16 protein-coding genes and 5 tRNA genes are annotated in these 25541 nt (G+C 54.2%); 18 read left to right on the top strand and 3 right to left on the bottom strand.

Translation table 11 applies throughout. The features are described 5' to 3' along the window. Nucleotides 1-10: 10 nt before the first annotated feature. Entirely contained in the window at nucleotides 11-3001 is a 2991-nt protein-coding gene (locus FDZ78_RS05470; RefSeq protein WP_136408181.1) for a tetratricopeptide repeat protein, read from the bottom strand. 99 nt (nucleotides 3002-3100) lie between these two features. Here FDZ78_RS05470 and FDZ78_RS05465 point away from each other — a divergent pair, with 99 nt between their 5' ends. The 18 genes from FDZ78_RS05465 to FDZ78_RS05380 all read left to right on the top strand — a co-directional run bounded on the left by FDZ78_RS05465 (nucleotide 3101) and on the right by FDZ78_RS05380 (nucleotide 22760). Then, nucleotides 3101-4405 carry an acetylxylan esterase gene (locus FDZ78_RS05465; RefSeq protein WP_136408180.1) on the top strand — a complete coding sequence of 435 codons (1305 nt, stop codon included), beginning with the start codon at nucleotides 3101-3103 and terminating at the stop codon, nucleotides 4403-4405. A 172-nt stretch (nucleotides 4406-4577) separates the two neighbouring features. Continuing rightward, nucleotides 4578-4651, top strand: a tRNA-Thr gene (locus FDZ78_RS05460). 48 nt (nucleotides 4652-4699) lie between these two features. Continuing rightward, a tRNA-Tyr gene (locus FDZ78_RS05455) sits at nucleotides 4700-4782 on the top strand. A gap of 15 nt (nucleotides 4783-4797) precedes the next feature. Next, nucleotides 4798-4870 (top strand) — tRNA-Gly (locus FDZ78_RS05450). A gap of 12 nt (nucleotides 4871-4882) precedes the next feature. Further along, nucleotides 4883-4954: transfer RNA gene (locus tag FDZ78_RS05445), tRNA-Thr, on the top strand. Nucleotides 4955-5055: 101 nt separating this feature from the next. After that, nucleotides 5056-6240 (top strand): elongation factor Tu, encoded by a 1185-nt coding sequence (tuf, locus tag FDZ78_RS05440; RefSeq protein WP_107032216.1) that lies wholly within the window; start codon nucleotides 5056-5058, stop codon nucleotides 6238-6240. A 120-nt stretch (nucleotides 6241-6360) separates the two neighbouring features. Beyond that, nucleotides 6361-6433, top strand: a tRNA-Trp gene (locus tag FDZ78_RS05435). A gap of 16 nt (nucleotides 6434-6449) precedes the next feature. Beyond that, nucleotides 6450-6650 (top strand): preprotein translocase subunit SecE, encoded by a 201-nt coding sequence (gene secE / locus FDZ78_RS05430; protein WP_107032217.1) that lies wholly within the window; start codon nucleotides 6450-6452, stop codon nucleotides 6648-6650. Nucleotides 6651-6671: 21 nt separating this feature from the next. After that, nucleotides 6672-7223 (top strand): transcription termination/antitermination protein NusG, encoded by a 552-nt coding sequence (gene nusG, locus FDZ78_RS05425; RefSeq protein WP_107032218.1) that lies wholly within the window; start codon nucleotides 6672-6674, stop codon nucleotides 7221-7223. Between the two features lie 185 nt (nucleotides 7224-7408). After that, nucleotides 7409-7852 carry a 50S ribosomal protein L11 gene (gene rplK, locus FDZ78_RS05420; RefSeq protein ID WP_107032219.1) on the top strand — a complete coding sequence of 148 codons (444 nt, stop codon included), beginning with the start codon at nucleotides 7409-7411 and terminating at the stop codon, nucleotides 7850-7852. 12 nt (nucleotides 7853-7864) lie between these two features. Continuing rightward, a complete protein-coding gene (rplA, locus tag FDZ78_RS05415) occupies nucleotides 7865-8560 on the top strand; it encodes a 50S ribosomal protein L1 (protein ID WP_107032220.1) in 696 nt (231 codons plus the stop codon). A gap of 22 nt (nucleotides 8561-8582) precedes the next feature. After that, on the top strand, nucleotides 8583-9113 hold the full coding sequence (gene rplJ, locus FDZ78_RS05410) for a 50S ribosomal protein L10 (RefSeq protein ID WP_107032221.1): 531 nt from the start codon (nucleotides 8583-8585) through the stop codon (nucleotides 9111-9113). An 81-nt stretch (nucleotides 9114-9194) separates the two neighbouring features. Beyond that, nucleotides 9195-9569: a 50S ribosomal protein L7/L12 gene (gene rplL, locus FDZ78_RS05405; protein ID WP_107032222.1), complete on the top strand. Its 375-nt coding sequence runs from the start codon at nucleotides 9195-9197 to the stop codon at nucleotides 9567-9569. Nucleotides 9570-9816: 247 nt separating this feature from the next. Further along, on the top strand, nucleotides 9817-13632 hold the full coding sequence (gene rpoB / locus FDZ78_RS05400) for a DNA-directed RNA polymerase subunit beta (protein ID WP_107032223.1): 3816 nt from the start codon (nucleotides 9817-9819) through the stop codon (nucleotides 13630-13632). A 51-nt stretch (nucleotides 13633-13683) separates the two neighbouring features. After that, a complete protein-coding gene (gene rpoC / locus FDZ78_RS05395) occupies nucleotides 13684-18006 on the top strand; it encodes a DNA-directed RNA polymerase subunit beta' (RefSeq protein ID WP_107032224.1) in 4323 nt (1440 codons plus the stop codon). A 631-nt stretch (nucleotides 18007-18637) separates the two neighbouring features. After that, the gene (locus FDZ78_RS05390; protein WP_136408179.1) at nucleotides 18638-20596 is read left to right on the top strand and encodes a DNA topoisomerase IV subunit B; all 1959 of its coding nucleotides are present in this window, start codon (nucleotides 18638-18640) and stop codon (nucleotides 20594-20596) included. A 37-nt stretch (nucleotides 20597-20633) separates the two neighbouring features. Next, a complete protein-coding gene (gene coaD / locus FDZ78_RS05385) occupies nucleotides 20634-21089 on the top strand; it encodes a pantetheine-phosphate adenylyltransferase (protein ID WP_136408178.1) in 456 nt (151 codons plus the stop codon). A gap of 72 nt (nucleotides 21090-21161) precedes the next feature. Next, on the top strand, nucleotides 21162-22760 hold the full coding sequence (locus FDZ78_RS05380) for a S41 family peptidase (protein WP_136408177.1): 1599 nt from the start codon (nucleotides 21162-21164) through the stop codon (nucleotides 22758-22760). Nucleotides 22761-22880: 120 nt separating this feature from the next. On the opposite strand, the gene FDZ78_RS05375 is transcribed toward FDZ78_RS05380, so the two are convergent. After that, nucleotides 22881-23960: a serine protease gene (locus FDZ78_RS05375; protein WP_136408176.1), complete on the bottom strand. Its 1080-nt coding sequence runs from the start codon at nucleotides 23958-23960 to the stop codon at nucleotides 22881-22883. Nucleotides 23961-24044: 84 nt separating this feature from the next. Then, nucleotides 24045-25475 (bottom strand): YbjN domain-containing protein, encoded by a 1431-nt coding sequence (locus FDZ78_RS14605; protein WP_168181949.1) that lies wholly within the window; start codon nucleotides 25473-25475, stop codon nucleotides 24045-24047. Nucleotides 25476-25541: the final 66 nt, after the last annotated feature.

Here is a 25541-nt window from a genome sequence, read left to right as displayed (position 1 = left end):
GCTGTCAGGTTCAGAGGCGTGAGTCGATCATCTGGAAGATGTCGGCTTCGGTGCCGGGATAGTTGCTTTTCAGTGATTTCAGATATTCGTCTGCCTCGAATTTTTTGCCTTCTTTGCGCAGAATGTCGCTGTAGAGGATGAATCCGCGTGCAAGCCAGTACTGGTGCGGGGTGTCGGAGTCGATGAGCTTTTCGGCTGTCGATTTAGCGCCTTTGACAAGGCCACGATCGAGCTGTGAGTTGCCCATGTAGTAGGCGCTCTTGGCTCCGAAGATGTCAGCGGGGTTCTCGGCGAGTTCCGACCAGTCTTCATAGGCCTTGTCGTAGTTGCCCAGGCTGTTGTTGGCCATACCGCGCATGAATCTGATTTCGTTGAGGTCGGCCGGCGAGTTGGCGGCTGTCGATGCGAGAAGCTTGTCGGCGGTGTTGACCACTTCGGCATATTTGCCAAGGTCGGCAGCAGTGCGCATCAGTCCGATGCGGGCCTCGCGCAGCATGTTTGAGCCTGAAGCCCGGTTTTCGAGCTGCTGATAGGTGGAGTAGGCTATCTCTGTCTTGCCGAGCGAGCTTTCGGCTGCGGCTTTGATGAGCATCGCGTCTTCGGCCACTTCGGAGTCGGGATGGGTCTGTATCACCTGCATGGCATAGCCCTGGGCCTCGGCCGGCTTGCCTTCGTTCCAGGCGGCATCGGCGAGATAGTAGAGGGCCTGGGCGCGGTCGGCTCCCTGAGGATATTCGGCTATGTAAGCCGAGAGCTTGGACGTGGCGCCGGAGTTCACATAGTCGTTTTCGGCGGCCTGGAATGCAAGTTTTTCAAGCTCGGAGGCTTCGTAGCGCGGTGCGTTGGGCACGGAGTTGATGAATGCCACGAAGTCCTGCAGACGGCCGTCAGCGGCATAGAGCTGTTTGAGGTCGTCGGCAGCGATGCGGGCCTCCTCGCTTGAAGGGAAGGTGTAGATGACTTTCTTGTATGTCTCGATGCCCTGGCTGCGCTCGCCGCGGTTGATATAGGTGATGGCGAGTTGCAGATAGCCGTTGCGGCCGGGGGCGGTATTGGGATATTGCTGCACAAGGTGGCGGTAGGTGGCTATCGCCTGGTCGGTCTGGCCGAGCGCTGACTGGCTTTCGGCTTTTTCGAGCAGGGCGTTGGGTATGAGGCCCGATGAGGGGAAGCGTTCTGACAGAGCGTCGATGCTTTCGATCTTGCCGGCGTGGTCTTTGCGGAGACCCTTCATGATGGCGAGCTGATAGAGTGCGTAGTCACCTGACGAGGGGTTGAGGTCATAGGCTTTGTTGTAGGCCTCGGCGGCAGAGGTGAAGTCGGTCTGATAGTAGTGGCAGTCGGCTATGCGGTTATAGCAGTCTGCGAGAAGCGAGCGCGAGATGTCGGCAGGTGCTGACTGCATCACTGTCACGGCGTCGCGGAAGTCGGTCAGCGCGTCGGAGTAGCGCTCCTGACAGAAGCGGGTGTAGCCCAGATCGTAATAGGCTATGGCACGGTTGCGGGTGTCGGATTTCGGTGCCGATGCTATGAATGAGCGGTAGCTTGAGGCAGCTTCGTCGTAGTTGCCGCGTGTGTAATAGCAGTCGCCCAGCCAAAGGTCGCATTGGCGCCGGATTGATGGATTGTCAGAGGCGAGGCGGCGCGCCTGGGTGAGATGGCTTATGGCCTGGGAGATTTTTCCGGAGGTGTATTCCCGCGATCCGAGTACAAGCAGCACTCTCTGTTTGGCCTGGATGAGTTCGGCTGACGGATTCTGTATTTTGTCGAGTGCGGCAAGAGCGCTTTCATAGTCGTTGTCTGACATGTAGCCATTGACGATATAGCGCTGCACGTCGGCGCTGTAGGTTGAGTTGGGATATTCCTGGAGGAAGTTTTCAAGCAGGGCCACGGAGTTGCCGAAGGGCACACGTCCGCCGTCCATGCGGGCCACGGCGTAGTTGTAGAAGGCGGTTTCGCGCACTTCGCGGTCGTAGTCCACGCGGTAGGCGTTTTCAAAAGCCATCAGGGCCGAGTTGTTGTCGCCGCGTTTGAGATAGGCTTGTCCGAGGAAGAGGTAGGCGCTCTGCTCCATTGCCGAGTGGGTCCCGATGGACTGCTGGAGCAGTTTGATGGCGGCATCGTAGTCGCCGCGCCGGTATTCGCTCACACCGAGTATGTAGAATGCCGAAGGCTGCGGGTCAGATGCTTCGGCGCAATATTTCCAGAGATAGGGGAGAGCTTCGCTCTCATCGCCCAGGTTGTAGAGCGATTCGCCGGCAAGACGGTTGCATTCGGCAGTGAATGCCGGCACGGAGCCTGAGGCCAGAAGGCGGCGCGAGATGTCGAGCGACCGGTTGAAGTCGCCCTGCGCGAATGCGATCTGCGCCTCGTAATAGGGCGCCGCGTTGCCAGGCTCGCGCGAGGTGTCGACGTTGCGGAAATATTGCAGCGCCAGAGTGTAGTCTTTGTTGACGTAGGCTATGTAGCCGAGATAGAAGCGGGCCACATTGCCGTATTCCTCCGAGCTCTGGAGGGTGCGGAACTGGCTGGCCGCCGTGGCATGTTCGCCGAGCATCATGTAGGAATAGGCGGTGCGGTAACTCATGTCATCGCAGCGGTTTCCGGTGAGTGCGAGAGGGTTGACCTGAGCATATTCCTGCAGCGCTTCGGCATAGTTGCCGCGGTTGAACCAGTAGTCGCCCACTGACATCATCACGTCGGCTCTGAGCGGCGAGACTGGGTAGTCGGCAAGAAATTTGCGGAACAATGCGAGAGCTTCGTCATCTCCGAGCCCCTGGGAAGCCAGTCCGAGATAATAAAGGGCACGTTCGGCCTGCTCCGGGGTGGGGCTGAGGCTATGGATTCTGGCGAGCTGGTCTATGCAGCCTTCATAATTGCGGTCGTCAAACATGAGGATGCCTCTTTCGAGATAACCTCCGGCATCAGGGCTGTTGACCTGGGCTACGGTGGCGCCTGCGGCGGCGCAGCACAATGCGGCGAGTATGAGTTGTCGTTTCATGTAATGATTATATTCTAAAGGCAAAATTACGCCATTTTGAGGAAAATCGCTAATTTTGCTACATATTTATAAAATAAGAGACTTGACACCAGATTTACCATGAAACTTTTCCGACTTACCACCTTAATTATATTAGGAGCCTCTCTTACCGCCGGAGTCAGTGCTGAAAACTACCCTTCGCGCAGCGATATGCTGTGGGTCACAAATCCAGATCATCCCGACTGGCTTTATGAGACCGGAGACAGCGCCCGGATCTCAATCGAACTTTACCGCTACGGTGTGCCTGCCTCGGAAATGACCGTAAACTATTCCATCGGCCCCGATATGCTCCAGGCTGATACCGACGGCAGTCTTGTGCTTGACAGCAATGGCAGGGGAGTGCTCAATATCGGAACTATGGACAAGCCGGGGTTCCGGGATCTGAGACTTGAAACCGTAATTGGCGGACATAAATTCTCCCACCATGTCAAAGTGGGCTTCTCGCCCGAAAAACTTCAGCCCTTTGTCAAGGAGCCGACTGATTTTGCCGCATTCTGGAAAAAAGCCGTGGATGAAGACAAGAAATATCCTCTGAAATATACTTCCGAGCCGGTAGAAAAATACTCAACTGACAAAATGACCTGTCAGCTGGTGCGTCTGCAGCTCAATGACCGGGGCCGGGCCATGTATGGCTATCTCTTCATCCCGAAAGGGGGAGGCAAATATCCTGCCGTGCTGACCCCTCCGGGAGCCGGAGTGAAGACAATCAAAGACCCGATGGCCCACCGCTACTACGGAGAAGGTGGGATGATCAGACTGGAAATCGAAATCCACGGTCTGCATCCTGAACTGAGCGAGGCTGAGTTTGCCGCCGAGCGCAAGGTCAAGGGCGATTATCTTAAATTCGGCCTCGATGACCCGGATGAATATTATATGAAGGACGTCTATCTCGGATGCCGACGATTCCTCGATCTGCTGACATCGCTTCCTGAATGGGACGGAAAAAATCTCTTTACGCAGGGAGGCTCGCAGGGCGGAGCGCTGGCCATCACAACCGCGATGCTCGACGAAAGAGTCAACGGATGTGTGGCGAATCATCCGGCGCTCTCCGATATGACAGGCTATCTCGGCGACAAGACCGGCGGATACCCGCATCATTTCCGCAAAGATCCGCAGACTGCCACTCCTGAGAAGATCCGCACACTGGAGTATTACGACGTGGTGAACTTCGCGCGCCATCTGACATGTCCGGTCAGAATGACCTGGGGATTCAATGACAACACCTGTCCGCCGACCACGAGCTACGAAGTGTTCAACGCCGTCTCCACCCCCAAGGAAGCGCATCTTACACCGATCAATGAGCACTGGACCACTCCGCAGACCGAAAAAGCGCACTATGAGTGGATAAAAAATCACTGCCGTTAATCAGTTGCTAATTAGCGAGATGTGTGTGATTGTGCGCTTTTTGCTGCGAAAAAGTTGTAATTTTCTTGTGAAAAAGATGTGAAAAAATTTGCACGGTAAAAATATTTGCGCTAATTTTGCATCGCTTTTGAAAGGGAACGCTCCTCCAAAAGCAAGCGCACAATAACTTGTTGCCTCTTTAGCTCAGTTGGCCAGAGCACGTGATTTGTAATCTCGGGGTCGTTGGTTCGAATCCGACAAGAGGCTCAACTAAACTAACAACGTAGCGAATCGCTCGGCGGTTCACTTACGAAAGGGCGAATACCAGAGTGGCCAAATGGGGCAGACTGTAAATCTGCTGGTTTATACCTTCGGTGGTTCGAATCCATCTTCGCCCACAAAACAATCCTAATGCGGAAGTAGCTCAGTTGATAGAGCATCAGCCTTCCAAGCTGAGGGTCGCGAGTTTGAGCCTCGTCTTCCGCTCTAACACATACCGCCAATGTAGCTCAGGGGTAGAGCACTTCCTTGGTAAGGAAGAGGTCGCGGGTTCAAATCCCGCCATCGGCTCAAACCAATCTATAAAATGACAGCCCCGATAGTGCGCTTACGCTATCGTGGCGTCTTGTTAGAAAAGTCAATCATTTAATCAAGAAAATAATAGCAAAGTTATGGCTAAAGAGAAATTCGAAAGAACCAAACCGCATGTTAACATCGGTACTATCGGTCACGTTGACCACGGTAAGACCACTCTGACTGCTGCTATCACTACAGTGCTCGCTAAGGCTGGTCTCTCTGAAGTTAAGTCGTTCGACCAGATCGACAACGCTCCTGAGGAAAAAGAACGTGGTATCACAATCAACACCGCTCACGTAGAGTATGAGACTGCAAACCGTCACTACGCTCACGTTGACTGCCCCGGACACGCTGACTACGTGAAGAACATGGTTACCGGTGCTGCTCAGATGGACGGTGCTATCATCGTGGTTGCTGCAACTGACGGTCCTATGCCCCAGACCCGCGAACACATCCTTCTCGCTCGCCAGGTGAACGTTCCTCGTCTTGTTGTGTTCCTTAACAAGTGCGACATGGTTGACGACGAAGAAATGTTCGACCTCGTTGAAATGGAAATGCGCGACCTTCTTTCGACTTACGAATATGACGGTGATGAAACTCCTATCATCCGCGGTTCTGCACTCGGCGCCCTCAACGGCGAACCCGAATGGGAAGCTAAGGTTATGGAGCTCATGGATGCCGTTGACAACTGGATTCCCCTGCCTCCCCGCGACATCGACAAGCCCTTCCTTATGCCTGTTGAAGACGTGTTCTCAATCACTGGTCGTGGTACCGTTGCTACCGGTCGTATTGAAACTGGTATCGTAAAGGTTGGTGACGAAGTTCAGATCATGGGTCTCGGCGCAGACATGAAGTCAGTTGTAACTGGCGTTGAAATGTTCCGCAAGCTCCTCGATCAGGGTGAAGCCGGTGACAACGTAGGTCTTCTCCTCCGCGGTATCGACAAGAAAGATATCAAGCGTGGTATGGTAATCTGCCACCCCGGAGTTGTTAAGCCCCACAGCAAGTTCAAAGCTTCTGTCTACATCCTGAAGAAAGAAGAAGGTGGCCGTCACACTCCGTTCCACAACCACTATCGTCCTCAGTTCTACATCCGTACTCTTGACGTAACCGGTGAGATCACTCTCCCCGAAGGTGTAGAAATGGTAATGCCCGGTGACCACGTTGAGATCAACGTTGAGCTCATCAACCCGGTTGCTTGCGACGCAGGTCTTCGCTTCGCTATCCGTGAAGGCGGTCGTACCGTGGGTTCAGGCCAGATCACTGAGATCCTTGAGTAATACCACTCATAAAGTCATTCACGAATCGGTCTTTAAGACCGGTCACTGAATAAAACCAAAACCGACCCTTGTCTCACTGACGGGTCACACTCGAAGCGGATCGAGGGTCGGTTTTCCTATACGGGACTAGCTCAGTTGGTAGAGCACCGGTCTCCAAAACCGGGTGTCGGGAGTTCGAGCCTCTCGTCCCGTGCTAAAAAACACGACAAATGAGTAAACTTAAACTACTTACGGATATAGAGGAGTCTTATACCGAACTTCGATATAAGACTTCTTGGCCTACAAGGGGCCAGCTGGTCAAGAGCGCAGTCATCGTGCTGATAGCTTCCATCATTATAGCGGCGATTGTCTTCGCTATGGATCAGGTGGTCAATACCATTATGCACTTCATTTACAGCCTCGGTCAGTAATCTTTAAAAGGAAGAAAATCAATGGCGGAAGAATTGAAAAAAGCCTGGTATGTGCTTCGCGCTATCTCAGGCAAGGAAGCTAAGGTTAAAGAAGTTCTGGATGGAGCCATCCGCAACACCGGCCTCGGCAATTATGTTTTTCAGGTCTTGATTCCTACCGAAAAGGTTATGTCCGTCCGCAACGGCAAGAAGGTAGTGAAGGAGAAAAACCTTTACTCCGGCTATGTCTTTGTGGAGTGTATCCTCACCGGTGAGGTCCTGTATGAACTCCGTAACACCACTAATGTGATTGATTTCCTGCGTGGACGTGGCAAGAACGCCGCCCCCGAAGCCCTTCGTGAAAGCGAAGTGCTCAGAATGATGGGAACGGCCGATGAAATGATTGACCCGACCGACGAAGGAAACGACTACATGGTGGGCGAGACTGTGAAAGTGACATTCGGTCCTTTCAGCGGTTTCTCCGGAACCATCGAGGAAGTCAACCGCGAGAGAAAGAAACTCAAGGTTATGGTCAAGATCTTCGGACGTAAAACTCCGTTGGAACTCGAAAATTCGCAGGTAGAGCGTGAATAAACATCGCGCGGCGCTGTCAATCGCTGCAAAGCCGTTGGCCGCGCCACGGGAGATGACGCAGTTTCCGAGCCTGAATTCAATGATGGCTCTCCGGCACTTGGTTACGAAAGACGCCGGAGAGATATCTTGGTGAAAGAACAGACGTCATCGTTTTAACCGAATCATTAACAAAATTTAGATTTATCATGGCTAAAGAAATTGCTGGACAGATCAAATTGCAAATCAAAGGAGGAGCCGCAAATCCTTCACCTCCAGTTGGTCCTGCTCTTGGTTCCAAGGGTATCAACATCATGGAGTTTTGCAAGCAGTTTAATGCCCGCACCCAGGACAAGGCCGGTAAGGTACTTCCTGTAGTAATCACCTATTACTCCGACAAGAGCTTCGACTTCGTTGTCAAGACTCCTCCGGTAGCTATCCAGCTCCTTGAGGCTACAAAGCTCAAAAGCGGTTCCGCTCAGCCTAACCGTAAGAAAGTCGCAGAAATCACCTGGGAACAGGTTAAGGCGATTGCCGAGGACAAAATGCCCGATTTGAACTGTTTCAACGTAGCTTCGGCAATGCGTATGGTTGCCGGAACAGCCAGAAGCATGGGTATCACCGTGAAAGGAACATTCCCCGAAAACCTCTAAACTTCAATTGACATGAGTAAACTGACGAAAAATCAAAAGATTGCCCAGGAAAAGGTTGAAGCCGGAAAGGTTTACACACTTGCTGAAGCAGTGAGCCTCGTGAAAGAAATCACTTTCACCAAATTTGACGCTTCACTTGACGTGGATGTTCGCCTTGGTGTCGATCCCCGTAAGGCTAACCAGATGGTACGTGGCGTTGTGACACTTCCCCACGGAACCGGAAAGCAGGTGCGCGTTCTCGTGCTCTGCAACTCAGACGCTGAAGCTGCCGCCAAGGCTGCCGGCGCAGACTATGTAGGTCTTGACGAATACATTGATAAAATCAAAGGTGGCTGGACCGATGTCGACGTGATCATCACTCAGCCCGCTATCATGGGTAAGATAGGTGCCCTCGGCCGTGTTCTCGGTCCCCGTGGCCTCATGCCGAACCCCAAGAGCGGTACTGTGACCAACGATGTCGCTAAGGCTGTTGAAGAAGTGAAGAAGGGTAAGATCGACTTCAAGGTTGACAAGAACGGTATCGTTCACTCGTCAGTCGGCAAAGTCTCTTTCGAAGCTGCCGCCGCTGCTGACAACGTGCGTGAATTCATCAACACCTTGATCAAACTCAAGCCTGCTGCTGCAAAGGGTACCTACATCAAGAGCATTTATCTTTCGAGCACAATGAGTCCGGGTATCAAGATTGACCCCAAGTCGATCGACGAATAACTTCTTAAGCTGACTGTACAAAATGAAAAAGGAAGATAAAATCATTGCTATTGAGAACATAGCTAAAACTATCCAGGAGTATAGCTGCTTCTACCTCACTGAAACCGCCGGCCTCGACGCCGAAAAGACCACAGCCCTACGCCGCGAATGCAACAAGGCCGACGTGAAGCTCATGGTTGTGAAGAACACCCTTCTTCACAAGGCGCTCGAATCACTTGAAGGCGATTACTCTGAACTCTACGGAGCACTCCACGGATCAACTTCGCTGATGCTTGCCAACGTAGGCAACGCTCCCGCAAAGCTGATCAAGGATATCCGCAAGGCCGACAAGGACGCCGTCCTTCCCCGCCTCAAGGCTGCTTACGTTGAAGAGACTATCTACATGGGCGAGGATCAGCTCGACGCTCTCTGCGCAATCAAGAGCAAAAACGAGCTCATCGCCGACGTTGTCGCTCTTCTCCAGTCTCCCGCCAAGAACGTTATCTCTGCCCTTACTTCTGGTGGCAGCAAACTTCACGGCATCCTCGAAACTCTTTCGAAGAAGGAGGCCTAAGCGCCAAGCTCCATTCTCCAAGCCTCTCTGCTCAACCTCAATTCTATTAAATTAAAAAACAACAAATAAAACTATAAAATCATGGCAGATCTTAATGCTTTTGCAGAACAACTTGTTAACCTCACCGTTAAGGAAGTAAACGAACTTGCTCAGATCCTCAAGGAAACTTATGGCATCGAACCCGCAGCTGCTGCTGTTGCTGTTGCTGCCGGCCCCGCTGCTGGTGCTGCTGCTGAAGAAGAAAAGTCTTCTTTCGACGTAGTTCTCAAATCAGCCGGTGCTTCTAAGCTCGCTGTCGTTAAGCTCGTGAAGGAACTCACCGGTCTTGGCCTCAAGGAAGCTAAGGAAATGGTTGACGGTGCTCCCTCAGTAGTTAAGGAAGGCATGGCTAAGGCTGATGCTGAAGGCCTCAAGAAGCAGCTCGAAGAAGCAGGTGCTGAAGTAGAGCTCAAATAAGCATACTCCTTTTAAGCTATAATGGGTTAAGATTCTCCCGTCAGGGAGTTTCTTAACCTATTTGCGTTACAATAGACGGGTTTAGATAAAAAATCATAATTATTTATATTTAAAAATAAAAATTTGCCCTGCCGGGCATGGCAAATTGCCCTATTTTTAGTCTTTTAGGCTACAAACCCTTCTGATTCTCTTCTTCACATCGAATTTTTGGAGTTAAAAAATCTTAATTCATTATCCTTCTTTTTAGATGTCAGATATCACTTTAGCAAAACCCCGCGTAAATTTCGCGTCGGTTAAAAATCCTCTCCCTTATCCCGACTTTCTGGAGGTGCAGCTGAAGTCGTTCCAGGACTTCCTTCAGCTCGACACTCCCCCGGAAAAAAGAAAAAACGAGGGACTCTTCAAGGTGTTTGCCGAAAACTTCCCCATCGCAGACACCCGCAACAACTTTGTGCTTGAGTTCCTTGACTATTACATCGATCCTCCGCGTTACACAATCGACGAATGTCTTGAACGCGGTCTGACCTACAGCGTTCCCCTCAAGGCCAAGCTCAAACTCTACTGTACTGACCCTGACCACGAGGACTTCGCTACTGTGATTCAGGACGTCTATCTCGGCCCCATCCCCTACATGACTGACAAGGGCACCTTTGTCATCAACGGTGCCGAGCGCGTTGTCGTGTCGCAGCTTCACCGTTCGCCCGGCGTGTTCTTCGGACAGAGCACCCACGCCAACGGAACCAAGCTCTACAGCGCCCGTATCATCCCCTTCCGCGGAAGCTGGATCGAGTTTGCCACTGACATCAACAACGTCATGTATGCCTACATCGACCGCAAGAAGAAACTCCCCGTGACCACTCTTCTGCGTGCCATAGGCCTTGAAAGTGACAAGGACATCATTGAAATCTTCGGACTTGCCGAGGAAATCAAGGTCAACAAGACAAACCTAAAGAAAGCCGTAGGCCGCAAACTCGCCGCCCGCGTGCTCAAGACCTGGGTTGAAGACTTCGTTGACGAAGATACCGGCGAAGTTGTGTCGATCGAGCGTAACGACGTCATCCTCGACCGCGAGACTGTCCTTGAAGAAGAGAACATCCAGGAAATCCTCGATTCGGGCGTGCAGACCGTACTCCTCCACAAGGAAGACGCCAACACCTCCGACTACTCCATCATATTCAACACACTCCAGAAAGATACATCCAACTCCGAGAAAGAAGCTATCCAGTACATCTACCGACAGCTCCGCAACGCCGAGCCGCCGGACGATGCAAGCGCGCGCGAAGTCATCACCAACCTTTTCTTCTCTGAAAAGCGCTATGACCTCGGCGAAGTAGGCCGCTACCGTATCAACAAGAAACTCGGCCTCACAACCTCGATGGATGTCAAGGTGCTCACAAAGGAAGACATCATCGCCATCATCAAATATCTGATCGAGCTCATCAACTCGAAGACCGATGTCGACGATATCGACCACCTGAGCAACCGCCGTGTGCGCACCGTAGGCGAACAGCTTTACAACCAGTTCAACGTAGGCCTCGCCCGCATGTCGCGCACCATCCGCGAACGCATGAATGTGCGTGACAACGAAGTCTTCACCCCGATTGACCTCATCAACGCCAAGACCATTTCGAGCGTCATCAACACATTCTTCGGCACCAACGCCCTCTCGCAGTTCATGGACCAGACCAACCCGCTGGCCGAAATCACCCACAAGCGCCGTATGTCGGCCCTCGGCCCCGGCGGTCTCTCGCGCGAGCGCGCAGGCTTCGAGGTCCGAGACGTACACTATACCCACTACGGACGTCTCTGCCCGATCGAAACCCCTGAAGGCCCGAACATCGGTCTTATCTCCTCGCTCTGTGTCTACGCCAAGATCAACGACCTCGGCTTCATCGAGACCCCCTACCGTGAAGTGAAAGACGGTGTGGTCAACCTCAAGAACGACGAAGTTGTCTATCTCACAGCCGAAATCGAAGAAGGCAAAATCATAGCCCAGGGCAATGCGCCGGTCAACGACAACGGCGGCTTCATCAACGATCGAGTCAAAGCCCGTATGGACGCCGACTTCCCTATCGTCGCTCCTGACCAGGTAGAGCTTATGGACGTATCGCCAACGCAGATCGCCTCGATCGCCGCATCGCTCATCCCCTTCCTTGAACACGACGACGCAAACCGTGCCCTCATGGGATCGAACATGATGCGCCAGGCCGTGCCCCTGCTCCGCAGCGAGTCTCCGATTGTCGGCACCGGCATCGAAGGCCAGCTCATCCGCGACAGCCGCACCCAGATCATGGCCGAACGCGAAGGCACAATCGAATTCGTCGACGCAACCGTCATCCGCATCCGCTATGACCGCACCGAAGACGAAGAATTCGTATCATTCGAAGACAGCGTCAAGGAATACCACCTCCCCAAATTCCGCAAGACCAACCAGAGCACAACCATCGACCTCCGTCCCATCTGCAACAAGGGCCAGCGCGTCAAGAAAGGCGACATCCTCACCGAAGGCTACTCGACCGAAAAAGGCGAACTCGCACTCGGACGCAACCTCAAGGTAGCCTTCATGCCCTGGAAGGGCTACAACTATGAGGACGCTATCGTGCTCAACGAACGAGTGGTGCGCGAAGACATCCTCACCTCTGTCCACGTCGACGAATACACCCTCGAAGTCCGCGAGACCAAGCGCGGTATGGAAGAGCTCACCTCTGACATCCCCAACGTCTCTGAAGACGCCACCAAAGACCTCGACGAGCGCGGCATCATCCGCGTGGGTGCCCACATCGTCCCCGGCGACATCATGATCGGTAAGATTACACCCAAGGGCGAAAGCGATCCCACTCCGGAAGAAAAACTCCTCCGCGCCATCTTCGGCGACAAAGCCGGCGACGTCAAAGACGCATCGCTCAAGGCATCGCCCTCGCTCAAAGGCGTTGTCATCGGAACCCACCTCTTCCAGAAAGCCGAAAAGAAGAAAACCAAGAAGAGCGCAAGCGCAGTGCTGCCCAAGCTCGACGAAGAATATGAAGACCGTCTCAACGCCCTCAAGGACCTCCTTGTTGAAAAGCTGATGACCCTTACCAACGGCAAGACATCGCAGGGCGTGAAAGACTTCCTCGGCACAGACATCATCCCCAAGGGAGCCAAATTCTCAGCCGGAACACTCCGTGAGATCGACTACGACACCATCAATCTCTCAAAGTGGACAGCCGACGCTCACAAGAACGACATGATCCGCGCCACAATCGTCAACTACCTGCGCAAATCAAAGGAGATCGACGCCGAACTCCGCCGCAAGAAGTTCGACATCTCCATTGGCGACGAACTTCCCTCAGGCATCATGAAACTTGCCAAGGTCTACATCGCCAAGAAGCGTAAGATCAGCGTCGGTGACAAGATGGCAGGCCGTCACGGCAACAAGGGTATCGTTTCGCGCATCGTGCGTCAGGAAGACATGCCCTTCCTCGCCGACGGTACTCCGGTCGACATCGTCCTCAACCCGCTGGGTGTGCCCTCGCGTATGAACCTCGGCCAGATCTTCGAGACAGTGCTCGGATGGGCAGGCCGCGAACTCGGCGAGAAATTCGCAACCCCCATCTTCGACGGCGCAACCCTCGAAGACCTCAACGAGTGGACCGACAAAGCCGGCATACCACGCTACGGCAAGACCTACCTCTACGACGGCGGCACAGGCGAACGCTTCGACCAGCCCGCAACCGTAGGCGTGATCTACATGCTTAAGCTCGGCCACATGGTTGAAGACAAGATGCACGCACGCTCCATCGGCCCGTACTCACTCATCACCCAGCAGCCTCTCGGCGGTAAAGCCCAGTTCGGTGGTCAGCGTTTCGGTGAGATGGAAGTCTGGGCGCTCGAAGCATTCGGCGCCGCCCACATCCTCCAGGAGATCATCACTGTCAAGTCTGACGACGTCACAGGCCGCTCGAAGACCTACGAGGCCATCGTCAAGGGCGAGGCAATGCCGCCGGCCGGAATTCCCGAATCACTCAACGTGCTTCTCCACGAACTCCGCGGTCTCGGTCTCAGCATCAACCTTGAGCAGTAATGTCAGCCACGGCGACATCCTTAATTTTAACATTGTTCTCATATTATATATATGGCTTTTAGAAAAGACAATAAGCAAAAAAACAGTTTCTCAAAAATCTCCATCGGGCTCGCATCGCCTGAGGAGATTCTTGAGAAGTCGAGCGGCGAGGTGTTAAAACCTGAAACAATCAACTACCGCACCTACAAGCCTGAGCGCGACGGCCTCTTCTGCGAGCGCATTTTCGGTCCCGTCAAGGACTTCGAATGCCATTGCGGCAAGTACAAGCGCATCCGCTACAAAGGCATTGTCTGCGACCGATGCGGTGTTGAAGTGACCGAAAAGAAAGTACGTCGTGAGCGCATGGGCCACATCAAACTTGTGGTTCCCGTGGCCCACATCTGGTATTTCCGCTCACTCCCCAATAAGATCGGCTACCTCCTGGGCCTTCCCTCGAAGAAACTCGATGCAGTCATCTACTACGAACGCTACGTGGTCATCAACCCCGGCGTTGCAGCCGAAGGAGAGAAACCCATACAGCGTCTCGACCTCCTCTCCGAGGAAGAATACTTCGAGATCATAGACCGTCTGCCCCGCGAAAACCAGCTCCTTGACGACACCGACCCCAACAAGTTCGTTGCCAAAATGGGTGCCGAGGCAATCTACGATCTTCTCAAAGACATCAACCTCGACGACCTCTCCTACGCCCTGCGCGACCAGGCCAACTCCGAAGGATCGCAGCAGCGCAAGACCGAAGCCCTCAAGCGCCTCCAGGTGGTTGAATCGTTCCGCGCATCGCGTGAACGCAACCGTCCCGAATGGATGATCCTCCAGGCAGTACCCGTCATTCCGCCTGAACTCCGTCCGCTCGTGCCTCTGGACGGCGGCCGCTTCGCAACTTCCGACCTCAACGACCTCTATCGTCGCGTCATCATCCGCAACAACCGTCTGAAACGCCTCATAGAGATCAAAGCCCCTGACGTCATCCTCCGCAACGAAAAGCGTATGCTCCAGGAAGCCGTCGACTCACTGCTTGACAACTCACGCAAATCCTCAGCCGTAAAGACCGAAGCCAACCGTCCCCTCAAATCGCTCTCCGACTCGCTCAAGGGCAAGCAGGGCCGCTTCCGTCAGAACCTCCTCGGTAAGCGTGTCGACTACTCGGCCCGTTCGGTTATCGTCGTAGGTCCCGAACTGAAGATGCACGAGTGCGGTATCCCCAAAAACATGGCTGCCGAACTCTACAAGCCCTTCGTCATCCGCAAGCTCATCGAGCGCGGCATCGTCAAGACCGTCAAGTCTGCCAAGAAGATCGTCGACCGCAAGGAACCAGTCGTCTGGGACATCCTTGAATACGTAATGAAGGGCCACCCCGTGCTCCTCAACCGAGCCCCGACCCTCCACCGTCTCGGCATCCAGGCCTTCCAGCCCAAAATGATCGAAGGAAAGGCAATCCAGCTCCACCCCCTCGCATGTACGGCATTCAACGCCGACTTCGACGGTGACCAGATGGCAGTCCACCTTCCTTTGGGCAACGAAGCCATCCTCGAAGCCCAGCTCCTTATGCTCGGATCTCACAACATCCTCAACCCCGCCAACGGCGCACCTATCACCGTGCCCTCGCAGGACATGGTGCTCGGTCTCTACTACATCACCAAGCTCCGCAAAGGCGACAAGGGCGAAGGCCTCAAATTCTACGGACCCGAAGAAGCTGAAATCGCCTACAACGAAGGCCGCGTGACACTCCACGCACCCGTGTCGGTTGTAGTCGAAGACATCGACGAATTCGGCAACCCCATCAAGCACCTCGTCGAGAATACCTCCGTAGGCCGTGTGCTCGTCAATCGCTACGTGCCCAAAGAAATCGGCTACGTCAATGAGATCCTCTCCAAGAAATCACTGCGTACCATCATCTCGCGCGTAATCAAACACTGCGGTATTCCCCGCTCGGCACAGTTCCTTGACGACATCAAGAACCTCGGTTACTACATGGCATTCAAGGGCGGTCTGTCATTCAACCTCGGCGACGTACTCATCCCTGCCGAAAAAGAAGAATATGTGCGCGAGGGCTACGAACAGGTGCAGGAAGTCCTCAACAACTACTCGATGGGCTTCATCACCAACAACGAACGCTACAACCAGATCATCGACATCTGGACACACGTCAACTCACGTCTGGCCGACACCCTCATGAAACAGATCTCGGCCGACAAGCAGGGCTTCAACCCTGTCTACATGATGCTCGACTCCGGCGCCCGTGGTTCTAAAGACCAGATCCGTCAGCTCTCCGGCATGCGTGGCCTTATGGCCAAGCCCCAGAAGAGCGGTGCCGAAGGAGGCCAGATCATCGAAAACCCGATTCTTGCAAACTTCAAGGAAGGCCTTTCGGTGCTCGAATACTTCATCTCGACCCACGGTGCCCGTAAGGGTCTTGCCGACACCGCGCTCAAGACAGCCGACGCCGGTTATCTTACCCGCCGTCTGGTCGACGTGGCCCATGACGTCATCATCAACGAAGAAGACTGCGGAACCCTCCGCGGACTCGTCTGCACCGAGATCAAGAACAACGACGAAGTCGTCGCTTCACTCGGCGAACGCATCCTCGGACGCGTCTCTGTCCATGACATTATCGACCCCACCAACGGCGAACTCATCGTCGCCGCAGGAGAAGAGATCAACGACCTTGCAGCCGACCGCATCAACGAATCACCCATCGAATCAGTCGAGATCCGCTCGGTGCTCACCTGCGAATCAAAGAAGGGTGTCTGCGCCAAGTGCTACGGCCGCAACCTCGCCACACACCGCATGGTCCAGATGGGCGAAGCTGTCGGCGTGATCGCCGCACAGTCAATCGGCGAGCCCGGTACACAGCTCACCCTCCGTACATTCCACGTCGGTGGTGTCGCCTCGAACATCGCCGCTGTCAACTCGCTCACCTCGCGCTACGAAGGCATCCTTGAAATCGACGAACTCCGCACCGTGCAGACCGAAGAGGTCGACGCCAGCGGACGTAAGGTCGATGTGGTTATCGGCCGACTCGCAGAAATGCGCATCATCGACCCCACCACAAAGATGATGCTCACCAACGCAAACATCCCCTACGGCGCGAAACTCTTCTTCGATAACGGCGCACGTGTCAAGAAAGGCGATGTGATCTGCGAATGGGACCCCTTCAACGCCGTCATTGTCAGCGAAGCAGGTGGTAAGGTACAATACGTCAACCTCACCGAAAACGTCACCTATCGCGTCGACTCCGACGAGCAGACCGGTCTCCGCGAAAAAATCATCATCGAATCCAAGGAACGCGGCAAAGTGCCTGAAGCCAACATCGTTGACGCAAACGGCCAGATCCTCCGCACCTATGCACTCCCCGTGGGCGCCCACCTCATGGTCGACGAAAACGCCGAACTCAAACCCGGCGAAATCTTCGTCAAGATCCCGCGCGCCGCAGGCTCTGCAGGTGACATCACCGGTGGTCTCCCCCGCGTGACCGAACTCTTCGAAGCCCGTAACCCCTCCAACCCCGCCATCGTATCTGAAATCGACGGTGAAGTCAAGTTCGGAAAGGTCAAACGAGGCAACCGCGAGATTTCCGTCACCTCCAAACTCGGAGAGACCAAGAAATATCTCGTGCCCCTGTCAAAACAGATCCTCGTTCAGGAAAACGACTATGTGCGCGCAGGCACCCCGCTCTCAGACGGCGCCACCACACCGGCCGACATCCTCAACATCATGGGTCCGACAGCCGTTCAGGAATACATCGTCAATGAAGTCCAGGACGTCTACCGTATGCAGGGTGTGAAGATCAACGACAAGCACTTCGAAGTCATCGTACGCCAGATGATGCGCAAAGTCAACATCCTCGATCCCGGCGACACCAACTTCCTCGAACAGCAGGTGGTCGACAAGCGCGACTTCATGGACGAAAACGACCGCATCTGGGGCAAGAAAGTTGTCACCGACGCCGGCGACAGCGAAAACGTCAAGCCCGGCCAGATCATCACCGCACGCAAGCTCCGCGACGAAAACTCATCGCTCAAGCGCCGTGACCTCCGTCCCATCCAGGTACGCGATGCACAGCCCGCCACCTCCGAACAGATCCTCCAGGGTATCACCCGTGCCGCCCTGCAGACATCATCGTTCATGTCGGCCGCATCATTCCAGGAAACCACCAAGGTGCTCAACGAAGCCGCTATCAACGGCAAGGTCGACTACCTCGTGGGCATGAAGGAAAACGTGATCTGCGGACACCTCATTCCCGCAGGTACCGGTCTCCGCTCCTACGAACGCATCGTGGTAGGTGGCAAGGATGACATCGAAGACGCCTTTGATATCCCCGTAGTCACCCGCGACGAAGCCCCCGAAGCAGTCGACGTAGCCCACACCGAACTCTGATCCTGACGGCTCCAAAAAGCCGGTCATCCATAAAAACACCGAACCCCGCCTGCCCGAATCCGGACAAGCGGGGTTCACTGTATCCTCACCCCAGGGCCGATGGATCTGTGTCCACGCACATGGATCTCAGGCATCGCTCGGCCTCCGCTGCCGCCTCGGCACTCGCAGACCCAGGGGTTTCGTAAACATAGGCTCTCCGAGCCATCACCGGTCTGTCCCGTCTTAGAGGGTGTTTCATAACAAGAGTTAAAATCTGAGTGGTGTATCTTTTAGATAAATTGTTGCAAAGGAGGAAGAAGCATAGCGAGCTATGCGACTGACGAGTTTCAACAATTTAGCAAAAGAGACACCAAGGCTCAGGTAACTTAAAAATTTTCACAAATGGAATATACTATTTACAAAAAAAAGCAATACAATCGCCTCCGAAAGCTTTGAGTGGCTATGGCTCTTCATCTCAGTCACATAGCTCGCTATGCTCCTTCAATTCAGAGCCATATCCATCTCAAATCTTTCGCTCAGATTTTAACTATTGTTATGAAACACCCTCTTAACAATAGCTTGGCAATAAATGATTGCTTAATCCGCGAAAAATTCGTAAATTTGTGCTTACTTATCATAACTGATACGTGCCATGACCGAGAATGACGAATTAATCCACGATGACATCGAGACTCCGGAATCAGCCGGGGCCACTCCAGCCCCTGTCCCTGACTATGATGAAGACGACATCAAGACCCTTGACTGGAAAGAGCACATCCGCCGGCGTCCCGGCATGTATATCGGCAAACTCGGCGACGGATCGAACTTTGACGACGGCATCTACGTGCTGATCAAAGAAGTGCTCGACAACGCCATTGACGAATACATGATGGGCTTCGGAAAGCAGATCATAGTCGATGTAGCTGACGGAACCGTCACCGTGCGCGACTACGGACGCGGTGTGCCCCTCGGAAAACTGGTCGACGTATCATCCAAGATGAACACCGGCGGCAAATATGACTCCAAGGCCTTCAAGAAATCCGTAGGCCTCAACGGCGTCGGCATCAAGGCCGTCAACGCCCTCTCCACCGAATTTTTCATCTGCAGCGTGCGCGACGGCCAGATGAAAAGCGTGCTCTACCGCTGCGGCGACAAGGTGGAGGAGAGCGACATCGAGCCTACCACCGAAGCCAACGGCACACTCGTGCGCTTCACTCCTGACGCAAGCATATTCCGCGACTATGCCTACCGCGATGAGTTCATAGTGCCGCTGATCAAGAACTACACCTACCTCAATACCGGCCTTGCCATGATGTTCAACGGCAAGCGCTACATCTCGCGTCACGGTCTGCTCGACCTCCTGCGCGACGCAATGACCACCGATCCGCTCTACGCGCCCATCCATCTCAAGGGCGACGACATCGAAGTGGCCATAACCCATGCCAACCAGCGCGGCGAGGAATATTACTCGTTTGTCAACGGCCAGCACACCACTCACGGCGGAACCCATCTCGCAGCCTTCAAGGAATCGGTGTCGCGCACACTCAAAGAATACTTCAAGCGCGACTTAGACTACTCCGACATACGCAACGGCATGATAGCCGCCATCTCAATCAAGGTAGAGGAACCGCTGTTCGAATCGCAGACAAAGACCAAACTCGGCAGCCGCGACATGGGCCCCGACGGACCTACCGTGGCAAAATTCATCGGCGACTTCATCAAGACCGAACTTGACAACTATCTCCACCGCAACACCGACGTTGCCGACATAATCCTGAAAAAAGTCCAGGAGAGCGAACGCGCCCGCAAGGCTATGGCTGGCATAACCAAACTGGCCCGCGAAAAGCAGAAGAAAGCCAATCTCAACAACAAGAAGCTGCTCGACTGCCGGGTGCATCTCAACGACAGCCGCGGAAACGAGGAAAAGAAACTCGCATCATCCATCTTCATCACCGAGGGTGACTCGGCCGCCGGATCAATCACCAAGATCCGCAACGTCGAGACCCAGGCCGTGTTCTCGCTGCGCGGAAAACCCAAGAACTCCTACGGCGTTCCCGCCAAGATCCTCTATGAAAACGACGAGTTCAACCTCCTCCAGGCCGCGCTCAACATCGAAGAGGGCATTGACGGCCTGCGCTACAACAATGTGATCATCGCAACCGATGCCGACGTCGACGGCATGCACATACGCCTGCTGCTGATGACCTTCTTCCTCCAGTTCTTCCCTGACATGATCAAGAAAGGCCATCTCTACGTGCTCCAGACCCCTCTCTTCCGTGTGCGCAACCACAAGACCACCAAGCGCGGCGCCCGCGGAGGCTCAGCCGCCGGCGACGACACCTACTACTGCTACACCGATGAGGAGCGCATAGCCGCCATCGAGAAACTCGGCGACAATGCCGAGATCACCCGATTCAAAGGTCTCGGCGAAATCTCGCCGGAGGAATTCCGCGGCTTCATCGGGCCCGACATCCGTCTTGACCGCGTCAGCCTCCGCAAGGAAGATGCCGTGGCCGAGCTGCTGGAATTCTACATGGGCAAAAACACTATGGAACGACAGAACTTTATCATTGACAATCTTGTTGTTGAGGATGACTCCCAGATCGGATAGCACCTCAGACCGTCGGTCAATGTAACCAACTCAGAAGATGAATACAATCCTGTTTCCCGGTTCGTTCAACCCGTTCACCGTAGGCCACCGGTCGCTCGTAGAGCGCGTGTTGCCGCTTTTCGACCGCGTAGTGATAGCCATCGGAGTCAATTCTCAGAAAGCCTGCGAAGCCCGGACCCGTGAGCGTCTCGACGCCATCCGCGCCCTTTATGCCGCAGAGCCTAAAGTCTCGGTCATAGCCTACAGCGGTCTCACCGTCGATGCCTGCGAGGCCGAGGGCGCGCGCTGGATGCTGCGCGGAGTCCGCTCGGTTGCCGACTTCGAATATGAGCGCAACCTCGCCGACATCAACCGGCGCATCTCAGGCATAGAGACCTTGCTGCTGTTCACACTTCCGGAATACGCGGCCGTATCCTCTTCGGTGGTCCGCGAACTGCAGGCCTATGGCCGTGACGTCAGCGAATTCCTGCCCGAAGGGCCCGGAAAGCCATGACCGGACCAGCACACACGCGCGCGATATCTCAATACAGAACAAACATCACATATATACTGATTTTACCGACTGATGAAAAAACTGTTTTTTTCCTCCATACTCCTCCTTGCCGTCTGCCTGACCTCAGTAGGGCAGATTGAGTTTACCCCTGAGCGCAAGCTGCGCTATGCCGAGCAGATCATCGAGTCATACTATGTAGACCGCATCGACACCGCCAAGGTGGTCACAGAAGCGATCGTGGCCATGCTCAAGACCCTTGACCCGCACTCCACCTACTCCTCGCCCGAAGAGACCCGCGAGCTGACCGAACCGCTTGACGGCAACTTCTCCGGAATCGGAATCCGCTTCCAGATGAACAACGATACTCTCTATGTCATCGAGTCAGTGGCCGGCGGACCCTCGGAAAAGGTAGGCATACTTCCCGGCGACCGCATCATCTCATGCAACGACACCGTTATTTCGGGAGTCAAGATGAAGAACAACGGCATCATGAAAGTGCTCCGCGGCCCCAAGGGCACAATAGCCGCCCTCAAAGTGCTCCGCAAGGGCAACCCGCAGCTGCTTGAATTCCGTGTGGAGCGTGACAACATACCCATCTACAGCGTCGAGGCCACCTATATGATCAACGACTCCGTGGGCTACATCAGCGTCAGCCGTTTCGCTGAAGCCACAGCCGAAGAAGTGGCCGAAGCTATGGGCAAGCTCAAGAAAAAAGGCATGCGCCATCTGATACTCGATCTCACTGACAACGGCGGCGGCTACATGCGTCCGGCCACTGATATCTCAGACATGTTTCTCCGCAGAGGCGATCTGGTGGTCTACACCGAGTCACCCAAAAACGGCACAGCCGAATATATCACCCAGAAAAACGGCTCCTTCCTTGACGGGCGCGTGGTAGTGATGGTCAACCAGTATTCCGCCTCGGCCAGCGAGATCCTTTCAGGAGCGCTCCAGGACAATGACAGAGCCGTGATAGTGGGCCGCCGCACCTTCGGCAAAGGCCTCGTGCAGCGTCCCTTCCCCTTCCCTGACGGCTCGATGATGCGACTGACCGTATCGCGCTACCACACCCCATCAGGCCGCTGCATTCAGAAACCCTACGTTGACGGCGATGACGAAAGCTATCAGCTCGACATGATCAACCGCTATAACTCCGGAGAGTTCACCAATGCTGACAGCATCCATCATTTCGCCGATTCGCTGCTCTTCCATACCCGCCGGCTCAAACGCCCCGTCTATGGCGGAGGAGGCATCATGCCTGACCGCTTTGTGCCTATTGACACCACCATGTATTCCACCTACTACCGTGACCTTATAGCCAAAGGAGCGGTCAATAATTTCACTGTCGATTATGTAGATGCCAACCGCTCTAAAATCAAGAGCGCCTATCCGACAGAAGAGAGCTATATTGCCGGATTCACCGTCACTCCTGAAATCATGCAGGGCCTCATAGACCGCGGTACGGCTGACGGTGTGACCTATGACGAAGCGCAGTTCCGCCGTTCCGAACCGATGCTCCGCGCCATAGTCAAAGGCCTCGTAGGCCGTGACATCTATGACCAGTCTGTCTATTCACGTGTGGTCAGTCCGCTCGACCCCACGTTTGCCGCCGCGGTAGAGATCATCAACAGTCCCGCTCTCTACAACTCCTATCTGACCCCGAAAGAGTGAGCAGGGCCTGACATGCGTAAATGATAAAAACAGCGAACGCTGTGCCTTTCAGACGGGCACAGCGTTCGCTGCGATAGAGCGGAGCCTCTGACAGCCCCCGTGGAGGTTTATGGATTGGGATCAGGCCTTGGAGTAGAGCGAGAACTCGCAGCCGTATTCATCCACAAGCTTATTGTCAAGATCGTCGACTTTCTCGGCAAGACCTACAATGTTGTTGAGAATGCGTTCACGCGACTCTTCGGTGAGGTCGGCGAGGTGGATGCGGTAGCACAGATAGATCTGGCGTCCGTCAACTCCCATCTTGTAGGGATAGAAGTCAGTGTCGAGCATGAAGTCGAGCACTTTCTCTACATTCTTCTTTGGCAGAAGATTGATCGGCGATACGGCAAAGAGATAGTTGCGGTCATAGACAAAAAGCCGGATTTCGGAACTGCCTCGGTGGAACACCCACACGTTGTGGCCGCTGCGGGCAAGCACCGGATTGATGCCCATGCGGGCAATGGCGCTTTCGCAGAACTCTCCAAGGGGCGACATTTCGTGGGTGGCAAACACCCTTTCGTCAAGATGCGCGCCGCATGAGGGGCAGTATTCCTCGTCACCGCTGATCAGTTCATCGCAGCTGTCGCACTGCACGTGAAACTCGCTGCGGTCAAGATCCTCGATGGCGTCAAGCAGCTGAGCCAAGGCCTCGATGCGTACGCCGAAACCCATGTTGTCAGCCGATGAAGTCGCGAATTTGCTGACGGTCACACCGATCACCTCGCCCTTGTCATTGACAATCGGGCCTCCTGAGTTGCCGGGATTGACCGGGGCATCGACCTGGATGTAATATTTTCCGTCCATCAGCTGGCGGGGTGAAGAGAGAGAGCCTTCGGTGATGGTGAAAGGCATGCCGAAAGGATAGCCTGCAACGTGGACTTTCGATCCGATGGCCGGATCATCGTCTCCTGCGAGAGGGAAATCGGGAAGATGGCTGAAATCGGCGTCGACGGCCAGCAGAGCAAGGTCGAGTTCGGGATTGACGGCCACTACTCGCGCTTCGTATGGGTTGCGGTCATTGTCATGGATGGCCACTGTGCGGTAGCCGGCCACTACATGGTAGTTGGTGACGAAAATGTCGTGCTTCCGGAGGTAGAAGCAGCTGCCTGACCCATCGGCATGGGTCACTTTATATATCAGTTTGTTTATTTCTGGATTCATAAGGCGTAGAGAATGATTGGTTAAGAGGTCGTTTAAGAACAAGCTCTAAAAAATTGGTTGAAGCATGGCGTTTCAGCCTACGTTTCATGAGCCGAGAGAGCTGAGCATACGCATCTGGAGCTCGGTGGCGAGACGCATGTATTCGGTCATGTTGCCGGCTTTCAGAGCTTCATCCATCTGACGCTGGATCGCCACGATTTCTTCGCCGCTCATGGCTTCGGCCAGTTTCTGGTGTGCGGCCATGATGTTGGCGTGAGCCTCGGAGAGATCTTCTTCATCGTCCTCATCGTCCTCATCGTCGTCATCGTCGTCCTCGTCATCGTCGTCCTCGTCATCGTCATCCTCGTCATCCTCGTCATCGTCATCTTCATCTTCGTCCTCTTCATCATCGTCGTCATCATCCGGTTCGATGTCGCCGTCCATGATCTTGTCAAGGGCTTTGAGCAGGATTTCAGCCGCCTCCTTAAGCGGCAGGCCTGCGCTCTCGCGCAGGGCGGTGATGATGAGATATTCGAGCAGCAGAGAGATATTGCTTTCGGCGAGCAGCTGATAGAATGAGAAGTAGATGCGCACGGCCACCTGGTCATAGTCTCTCTTCTGCATGGCTTCGGTGACACCTTCGTGGAGACTCTCGAAATCATCCTGCACACTCTGGAGTGGTGCGTTAGGCTTTATTGACACCATCATCTCGACCGTGTAGAGGTCTTCGGCCAGTTTTTCCTTGGGCATCGACAAGAGTTTCTTGAGAAACGATGTGCCGCGGGAGACAAGTTCTTCGATCGGCCGCTCGTCATTCATTGACTCGATGGCCTTTTCGATTTCGTTGATCAGCTGACCCTGCGGGTTGACAATGAATGTGAACTGGTGGATGGCACCGCTTAAGATTGTCCAGGCATAGACGTAGCGCCGCTGAGAACTGTAGTCGGCGGCTGCATTGAGAGCAAGCTGTCCGATGGTATGGAGCGCGTCATAGACAGTGTCGACTTCATCCGGAGTGAAAGGTGTCACTTTGGGAGTGTAGCAGCGCTCGGCATTGAAGCGGGTGCAGAGTTCATCGTCATATTTGTCGCCGATGAGGCAGATGTTGTGGATGATGGCGTGGATCTTGTGGGGATGAGTGTCAGTCAGCGGGCAAGAGTATTCCATCTTCAGATAGTCGCCGCTCTTGACGAAACGGGCGAGCATGAGATTGTTGATGTTCATTTCCGCGATCTGGCGCAGCATGGCCACGCGCCCTTTTTCGGGCAGACGCAGGAAATCGGCCGAGATATGGAGTGTTTCTGGCGTTATGTTGATGCGGACCACTATCGAGCCGTGGGGAATTCTGAACGAAGTGCCTTCCGGATTGCCGTAGCGTTCGCGGAAATCGCAGTCGAGAGCATCGATCAGCAGTTGCAGTGACTTGAGGTAGTCGTGGTTTTCAAAAGCCTCGACAGCCTCGTCCATTGTCTCTCCGTCTGTGTAGACCTGTTGTGAGTCAGTGGCAGGCGGAATGTATGGGAATGACTGTTTCATGTTGCAAGTGTTTTCTGATATAGAGAATGTAGTTGTGATTCTGAAAGGGGAGTGTGGTCTGTTCTC

The sequence above is a fragment of the Duncaniella sp. B8 genome (assembly GCF_005304985.1).
Classification (GTDB): Bacteria; Bacteroidota; Bacteroidia; order Bacteroidales; family Muribaculaceae; genus Duncaniella; species Duncaniella muris.
The sequence above is the reverse complement of the archived record's forward strand: the minus strand, read 5'-3'. Positions and strand labels throughout refer to the sequence as shown.

What these genes read in the sequence shown, in the direction of transcription:
- FDZ78_RS05470 (WP_136408181.1), bottom strand. Translation starts at nt 3,001, where the DNA reads ATGAAACGACAACTCATACTCGCCGCATTGTGCTGCGCCGCCGCAGGC.
- FDZ78_RS05465 (WP_136408180.1), top strand. Translation starts at nt 3,101, where the DNA reads ATGAAACTTTTCCGACTTACCACCTTAATTATATTAGGAGCCTCTCTT.
- tuf (WP_107032216.1), top strand. Translation starts at nt 5,056, where the DNA reads ATGGCTAAAGAGAAATTCGAAAGAACCAAACCGCATGTTAACATCGGT.
- secE (WP_107032217.1), top strand. Translation starts at nt 6,450, where the DNA reads ATGAGTAAACTTAAACTACTTACGGATATAGAGGAGTCTTATACCGAA.
- nusG (WP_107032218.1), top strand. Translation starts at nt 6,672, where the DNA reads ATGGCGGAAGAATTGAAAAAAGCCTGGTATGTGCTTCGCGCTATCTCA.
- rplK (WP_107032219.1), top strand. Translation starts at nt 7,409, where the DNA reads ATGGCTAAAGAAATTGCTGGACAGATCAAATTGCAAATCAAAGGAGGA.
- rplA (WP_107032220.1), top strand. Translation starts at nt 7,865, where the DNA reads ATGAGTAAACTGACGAAAAATCAAAAGATTGCCCAGGAAAAGGTTGAA.
- rplJ (WP_107032221.1), top strand. Translation starts at nt 8,583, where the DNA reads ATGAAAAAGGAAGATAAAATCATTGCTATTGAGAACATAGCTAAAACT.
- rplL (WP_107032222.1), top strand. Translation starts at nt 9,195, where the DNA reads ATGGCAGATCTTAATGCTTTTGCAGAACAACTTGTTAACCTCACCGTT.
- rpoB (WP_107032223.1), top strand. Translation starts at nt 9,817, where the DNA reads ATGTCAGATATCACTTTAGCAAAACCCCGCGTAAATTTCGCGTCGGTT.
- rpoC (WP_107032224.1), top strand. Translation starts at nt 13,684, where the DNA reads ATGGCTTTTAGAAAAGACAATAAGCAAAAAAACAGTTTCTCAAAAATC.
- FDZ78_RS05390 (WP_136408179.1), top strand. Translation starts at nt 18,638, where the DNA reads ATGACCGAGAATGACGAATTAATCCACGATGACATCGAGACTCCGGAA.
- coaD (WP_136408178.1), top strand. Translation starts at nt 20,634, where the DNA reads ATGAATACAATCCTGTTTCCCGGTTCGTTCAACCCGTTCACCGTAGGC.
- FDZ78_RS05380 (WP_136408177.1), top strand. Translation starts at nt 21,162, where the DNA reads ATGAAAAAACTGTTTTTTTCCTCCATACTCCTCCTTGCCGTCTGCCTG.
- FDZ78_RS05375 (WP_136408176.1), bottom strand. Translation starts at nt 23,960, where the DNA reads ATGAATCCAGAAATAAACAAACTGATATATAAAGTGACCCATGCCGAT.
- FDZ78_RS14605 (WP_168181949.1), bottom strand. Translation starts at nt 25,475, where the DNA reads ATGAAACAGTCATTCCCATACATTCCGCCTGCCACTGACTCACAACAG.